Here is a 6,433-nt window from a genome sequence, read left to right on the forward strand (position 1 = left end):
GTTGTTACTATGTGGTTGGTCTCCTCCAACGTGCGTCCTTTTGGATTGTTTTACAAGTACCTGGTGTTGTTGGGGGCGCACGATGCGTGCGCCGCCCTCGACTCCAGGATCCGGTCCCGATCGGGTTATTCCGGCCGCAGCCGCAGACCCTGCATGCCGCCGTCGACCGCGAGCGAGGCGCCGGTGGTGGAGGCGGCCAGCGGGCTCGCCAGCGAGCAGATCGCGAAGGCGACCTCGTCGGCGGCGACGAGCCGTCCCATCGGCTGGCGGGCGTCCAGGGCCGCCCGCTCGCGCGCGGGGTCGTCGGCGGCATCCAACAGCCGGCCGACCCACGGGGTGTCGGCGGTACCGGGGTTGACGCAGTTCACCCGGATGCCCTCGCGGACGTGGTCGGCCGCCATCGCCAGGGTCAGCGCGAGCACCGCGCCCTTGGAGGCGGAGTAGAGCGCGCGTTGCGGCAGGCCCGCGGTCGCGGCTATCGAGCAGGTGTTGACGATCGCCGCGTGCGCCGACGCGCGCAGGTGCGGCAGCGCGGCGCGGGTGACGCGGACCAGGCCGACCACGTTGACGTCCAACACCCGATGCCACTCGGCGTCCGCGTTGTCGGCCACCGTGCCGGCCGCGCCTATCCCGGCGTTGTTGACCAGGATGTCCAGGCCGCCGAGCCGCGCGACCGCGTCGCGCACGGCCGCGCCGACCGAGGCGTCGTCGGTGACGTCCGCGGTGAACGAGATCAGTTCGGGGTCGCCGGCCAGGGCGGCCGGGTCCCGGTCGAGCACGGCCACGGTCGCGCCCCGGGCGGTCAACATCCGGGCGGTGGCCAGCCCGATGCCGGACGCGCCGCCGGTGACCAGGGCACGAAGGCCGGCGAAGTCTCCCGCGGCCGGCGTGCGGGTTGCGGACGGGATGCTCATGCGGAGACCTCCACGACGGGCGCCTGTGCGGCGCGATCGGCCACCCAGAACTCGCCGTCCGGGTAGCGGAATCGGGCGATCGAGGCGGGATGCATGGTGGACGAGAAGCCGGGCGCGGACGGCGCCCGGTAGTTCCCGTCGGTGATCACGACCGGGTCGAGGAAGTGCTCGTGCAGGTGGTCGACGTACTCGATCACCCGGTCCTCGATCCGGCCGCTGACCGCGACGTAGTCGAACATGGACAGGTGCTGGACCAGTTCGCACAGGCCCACGCCGCCGGCGTGCGGGCACACCGGGACACCGAACTTGGCGGCCAGCAGCAGGATCGCGATGTTCTCGTTGACGCCGCCGACCCGGCACGCGTCGATCTGGACGAAGTCGATCGCCTCGGCCTGGAGCAACTGCTTGAAAACGATCCGGTTCTGCACGTGCTCGCCGGTGGCGACCTTGATCGGGCTGATCCCCCGGCGGATCGCCGCGTGCCCCAACACCTCGTCCGGGCTGGTGGGTTCCTCGATCCAGTGCGGGTCGAACGGGGCCAGCGAGCGCATCCATCCGATCGCCTCGGGCACGTCCCAGCGCTGGTTGGCGTCCACCGCGATCCGGATGTCGGGGCCGACGCTCTCCCGGGCGATCCGACAGCGCCGGACGTCGTCGGCCCGGTCGGCGCCGACCTTGAGCTTGATCTGGGTGAAGCCCTCGGCGACCGCCTCGCGGCACAACCGGGCGAGCTTTTCGTCGTCGTAGCCCAGCCACCCGGGCGAGGTCGTGTACGCGGGATACCCGCCGTCGCACAGCGTCTCGGCCCGCTCGGCCCGCCCCGGCTCGGCGCGGCGCAGAATCGCCAGCGCGTCCTCGCGGGTGAGCGCGTCGCCGAGGTAGCGGAAGTCGACCAGGTCGACGATCTCCTCCGGCGTCAGCTCGGCGAGCAGTCGCCACAGCGGCTTGCCGGCGCGTTTGGCCCGCAGATCCCACGCGGCGTTGACCACCGCGGCGATGGCCATGTGCATGATGCCCTTCTCCGGGCCCAGCCAGCGGAACTGGCTGTCGCCGACCAGGGATCGGGAGAACGCGCCCAGGTCGTCCAGCAGTTCGTCCAGCGGCCGGCCGACCACGTGCGCGCGCAGCGCGTCGATCGCGGCGACCTGCACATCGTTGCCGCGCCCGATGGTGAACGCGAAGCCGTGTCCCTCGTGCCCGTCGGCGTCGTCGGTGCGCAGCACGACGTAGGCGGCCGAGTAGTCCGGGTCCGGGTTCATCGCGTCGGAGCCGTCGAGTTCCCGGGAGGTCGGGAAACGGATGTCCGTGGTCACCAGTTCGGTGACGACGGCGGCCGGGGTCGTGGGCCGTTCGGGTCGGGCGGGCCGGCTCACGCCGTTCGGATGCTGCGGGGTCACGTGTGGCTCCTCGGTTGTCGGCCGTGCGGCCCGGCCGCCGCGAACGGGGTGGGTTCCCGGTGGCGGGATGTCCGGGATGGGCGGGGCCCTGGCACCCCAGACATCCGATGTATACCGTGACCGCCCCGCATACGTCCAGCATTCGTCCGACCAATATCCCAGTCAGTGATCGAAGTCAGCACAATCGACTTGTTTCGGCCCTCCATTATGGCCTATACATCGGATGACTGATTCGATGTACGCAAGACCCGATCACCCGAGGAGACCGTTGTGAAGCTGGTCCGTATAGGCGAGCCCGGTCGGGAACGCCCGGCCGTCCTGGATGCCGACGGGATCCCGCGCGACCTGTCCGGCGTGGTCGAGGACATCGACGCCGCGCTGCTCGCGGACCTGTCCGTGCTGCCCGACCCGGCGACCCTGCCACTCCTGGACGCGACCGGGCTGCGCTACGGCCCGCCGCTGGCCCGACCCGGGAAGATCGTGTGCGTGGGGCTGAACTACCACGACCACGCGCGCGAGACCGACGCCGCGATACCCGCCGAGCCGATCGTGTTCATGAAGGCCCCGGACACCGTGGTCGGCCCCGACGACACGGTCCTGGTGCCGCGCGCGTCGCTGGCCACCGACTGGGAGGTCGAACTCGCGATCGTGATCGGCCGCACCGCCGCATATCTGACCGCCGATCAGAACCCGTTGGACCACGTGGCCGGGTACACGATCAGCCACGACGTCTCCGAGCGCGACTTCCAGTTGCACCGAGGCGGCCAGTGGGACAAGGGCAAGAACTGCGCGACCTTCAACCCGCTCGGCCCGTGGCTGGTCACCGCCGACGAGGTGCCCGACCCGCAGGCGCTCGCGCTGACCCTCAGCGTCAACGGCACGCTCCGCCAGGACGGCAACACGGCCGAGATGATCTTCCCGGTGGCGTTCCTGGTCTCGTACCTGTCGCAGTTCATGACGCTGTATCCGGGCGACGTGATCAACACCGGCACCCCCGCCGGCGTCGCCCTCGGGCAGCCCGATCCCAAGCCGTACCTGCGCGCCGGCGACACCGTCGAGCTGGCCATCACCGGGCTCGGCGTCCAGCGACAGACCTTCGCCGACGCCTGACCCGTCCGGCGGTCCGGCCGGCGCACCCGGGTCGGGGTCCGACGCACGGGAGGGCCGGCCCGACCGACGGCGGGTCAGGCCACCTTGCGCAGCCACTGCTCGACACCCGCGATGTGCGCCGTCGACCACGACCGCGCGGCCTCCGCGTCGCCGCTCTCCAGCGCGTCCACGATCGCCTGGTGCTCGCGCACTGTGCGCTCCCACGAGTCGCTCTGGGTCAGACCGCGCCAGACCCGGGCGCGCATCGTGGGACTGGAGAGCGAGTCCAGCAGCGAACACAGCACGAGATTGCCGCTGAAGCCCGCGATCGCCTGATGGAAGCGCAGATCCTGCTCGATGAGCTGCTCGGGCGTCGGTTGCGGCTCGTCGACCTGCGCGAGGCCGCGCAGCTCGGCGATCCCGGCCGCGTCGATCCGGGCCGCGGCCAGCGCGGTGGCGGCCGGCTCCAGGATGCGTCGCACCTGGAGGAAGTCGAGCACGCTCTTGTCGTGGTGGAAGTCCACGACGAAGGCGATCGCGCCCATCAGCAGACCCGGCTCCAGACTCGTCACGTAGGTGCCGTCGCCCTGCCGGACGTCCAGGATCTGGATCAGCGACAACGCCTTGACCGCCTCGCGCAGCGAATTGCGCGAAAGTCCCAGCTTGGTGGCCAGATCCGCCTCTTTGGGAAGCTTGTCGCCGGGCCGAAGCTCCCCGGAGACGATCATCTCCTTGATCCTGTCGATGGCCTCGTCCGTCACAGCCATGCCGATGATCCTTCCAGAGGTCCGATGACTTCCAGTATGACGGGCCGGCCAACAAGAAGACAGGCCGGTCGGGTCGCCGCCCGCCGGCCGGTCCGCTCGTCCGTTCCGACCGCGGTCACCGCGGGTCGGGCGCCGGGCTGATCCGGAGCACCGTCGGCTCCGGCACGCCGGGCCGAACGGGCGGCACCGGCAAGCCTGCCAGGCCCGTCACGGTGCCCACGGTGCCGTCCCCACCGAGCCACACACACTCGGCGTGCGTGGCGCCGGCAAGCCGCGGGGGCGCCGAGACACCGGCACTCGGGCGGTCCAGGAAGGTCGCGTACAGGTCGCCGTCCCGCTCGGTGTAGCGCACCCGCAGACCCTCAGCCGTCCGATCTTCCGCCACCCGCCAGGAGCGGCTCCCGTACACCGCGTCACCGTTGACCGCGAGCCAGGCCCCCAACTCGCGCAGCGCCGCGTCCTGTTCCGGCGAGATTCGACCGGTCGCGTCCGGACCGATGCCCAGGAGCAGGTTTCCGCCCTTGCTCACCACGTCCATCAACAGTTCGACCAGGTCCGGCCCCGACGTGGTCCACGACGCGTCCTCCTGGCGGTTGTAGCCGAAGGACAGTCCGACGCCGCGCACGGTCTCCCACTTGCCGCCGCCCGACGTGGCGCGGGTCGCGTACTCGGGCGTCAGGAAGTCGGGGGTGCCCGCGTAGAAGCGCTCGTTGACCACGCCGTCCGGGACGGCCTCGCGGTAGTGCGCGAAGAGCTTCTCCGGCTCGGCGGCCGACGGATAGCCGATGTCGTTCCACAACACGGCCGGCCGGTAGCGCTCGATCAGTTCGCGCCAGTGCGCGTCGGCGTAGCCGGCGTACTCCGGCGAGTCCGGTACGGCGCGGGCCACGTCGTCGGCGCGCAGGATCGGCAGGTTGGCGAAGGTCCAGTCGATGCCGCCGGAGTAGTAGATCCCGAAGCGCATCCCGCGGGCCTCGGCGGCGTCCCGGAACTCGCCGAGCACGTCCCGCTCCAGGGCCCAGTCGGGTCGGTGCGGGTTGGGGGTGCGGCTGGGCCACATCAGGAAACCGTCGTGGTGCTTGGCGAGCGGGACGACGTATCGGGCGCCGGCCGCCGCACACAACTGCGCCCACGGCTCGGGCGACCACTGCTCGACGGCCGCGGCGAAGTCGTCGCGGAAGTCGGCGTAGGTCCGGTCGCCGTAGGTCTCCCGGTGGTGGTGCCAGGTGGGACTGCCCGGCACGGACACCGAGTTCTGGTACCACTCGCTGTAGCTCGTGGTCACGATCGGATCGAACCCGTCCGCGTCCGCCTCGGCGTGGTAGGAGCGATCCCGGTCCGCCCCCTCGCCGTGCTCGGCGAGCAACCGGACCAGCCGATCGTCCAGCGGCGCCCACGCCGGCACCGAGTACAACCCCCACGTGATCATCACGCCGAGCTTGGCATCGTCGAACCAACCGGGGAGCGGGCGAACGGGATCGTCGTGACCGGGGGTCGATGCAGACATGCGAATCCTTGGGCAGGGACGGAGCAGCCGGGAAAGGTAGGATCAATATTCCTGGTTCTGGCGCCCGTGACAAGGGTGCCCTCCGGGAAATGCGCCGATAGCGGCCATACCGCCGGAAGATAGATCGGCTCTCTCGGCATGGATCGCCGCCGCAGTCCCGTCTCACCGACACCCGAGGGCGGGACCGGGGGCGCGGTCGAGGGCGGAGCACCGGCACCGGAAGGCACGGAGTGTGACCCAGGTCACACAATCCGTGTCATACCGAAGGTCGTCACCGAACGTGTACGGGATGTCCGCATTTCGCACACCGAAGGGACTCCATCATGCGCCTCCGCAACTTCGTCCTCGGTCTTGCCACCGGCAGCGCCGTCCTGGCCGGCACCGTGCTGGGCGCGGCGCCCGCCCAGGCGGCTCCGGCGACGGTCGCCTGCACGCATCCGTGCCACCCGCCGGCCAGCCCGGGCTACACCTACATCACCGACTACTACTGGGCCAGCGCCTGCAACGACACCGGCAACCAGGGCATCAACGCCCACCGCTGGTCCGCCTACCAGTGCACGGGCGGCGGCCAGTTCGAGAACTACGAACTGTGGGTGAAGTAGCCGGCCCGGACCGGGCGGCCGGCCATGGCCCCCGGCCGTGGCGCCGCCCTCGGTGGGGTGGCCGCCCCCCACACGTCGGCGCGGCCGAACCCCACCCCCCCCCCCCCGGCCCCCGGGGCCCGCGGCACCCCCGGGGCGCGGGCCGGCGCGGGGCGGG

Annotated in this window: 6 protein-coding genes; 2 read left to right on the forward strand and 4 right to left on the reverse strand. The window is 71.2% G+C overall.

The window, feature by feature from the left end:
- Positions 1–125: 125 nt before the first annotated feature.
- Complete coding sequence (locus ACFXMF_RS36180; protein WP_380020984.1) at positions 126–914, reverse strand: SDR family NAD(P)-dependent oxidoreductase; 789 nt, start codon at positions 912–914, stop codon at positions 126–128.
- On the reverse strand, positions 911–2,287 hold the full coding sequence (locus ACFXMF_RS36185; protein ID WP_379992501.1) for an L-fuconate dehydratase: 1,377 nt from the start codon (positions 2,285–2,287) through the stop codon (positions 911–913). The genes ACFXMF_RS36180 and ACFXMF_RS36185 overlap by 4 nt, the downstream gene beginning before the upstream one ends.
- 294 nt (positions 2,288–2,581) lie before the next feature.
- Here ACFXMF_RS36185 and ACFXMF_RS36190 point away from each other — a divergent pair, with 294 nt between their 5' ends.
- Positions 2,582–3,421, forward strand: coding sequence for a fumarylacetoacetate hydrolase family protein (locus tag ACFXMF_RS36190; RefSeq protein WP_360311582.1), 840 nt, complete (start codon positions 2,582–2,584; stop codon positions 3,419–3,421).
- A gap of 74 nt (positions 3,422–3,495) precedes the next feature.
- On the opposite strand, the gene ACFXMF_RS36195 is transcribed toward ACFXMF_RS36190, so the two are convergent.
- On the reverse strand, positions 3,496–4,167 hold the full coding sequence (locus tag ACFXMF_RS36195) for an FCD domain-containing protein (protein WP_360311584.1): 672 nt from the start codon (positions 4,165–4,167) through the stop codon (positions 3,496–3,498).
- A gap of 115 nt (positions 4,168–4,282) precedes the next feature.
- The gene (locus ACFXMF_RS36200; RefSeq protein ID WP_360311586.1) at positions 4,283–5,674 is read right to left on the reverse strand and encodes an alpha-L-fucosidase; all 1,392 of its coding nucleotides are present in this window, start codon (positions 5,672–5,674) and stop codon (positions 4,283–4,285) included.
- A gap of 323 nt (positions 5,675–5,997) precedes the next feature.
- Here ACFXMF_RS36200 and ACFXMF_RS36205 point away from each other — a divergent pair, with 323 nt between their 5' ends.
- Positions 5,998–6,276, forward strand: coding sequence for a hypothetical protein (locus tag ACFXMF_RS36205; RefSeq protein WP_360311588.1), 279 nt, complete (start codon positions 5,998–6,000; stop codon positions 6,274–6,276).
- Positions 6,277–6,433: the final 157 nt, after the last annotated feature.

The organism is Embleya sp. NPDC059213, assembly GCF_042754445.1.
Taxonomy (GTDB): Bacteria; Actinomycetota; Actinomycetes; order Streptomycetales; family Streptomycetaceae; genus Embleya.

Excerpts from the sequence above, each read along its gene's own strand:
- ACFXMF_RS36205 (WP_360311588.1), top strand. The coding sequence starts at position 5,998 with ATGCGCCTCCGCAACTTCGTCCTCGGTCTTGCCACCGGCAGCGCCGTC.
- ACFXMF_RS36195 (WP_360311584.1), bottom strand. The coding sequence starts at position 4,167 with ATGGCTGTGACGGACGAGGCCATCGACAGGATCAAGGAGATGATCGTC.
- ACFXMF_RS36200 (WP_360311586.1), bottom strand. The coding sequence starts at position 5,674 with ATGTCTGCATCGACCCCCGGTCACGACGATCCCGTTCGCCCGCTCCCC.
- ACFXMF_RS36180 (WP_380020984.1), bottom strand. The coding sequence starts at position 914 with ATGAGCATCCCGTCCGCAACCCGCACGCCGGCCGCGGGAGACTTCGCC.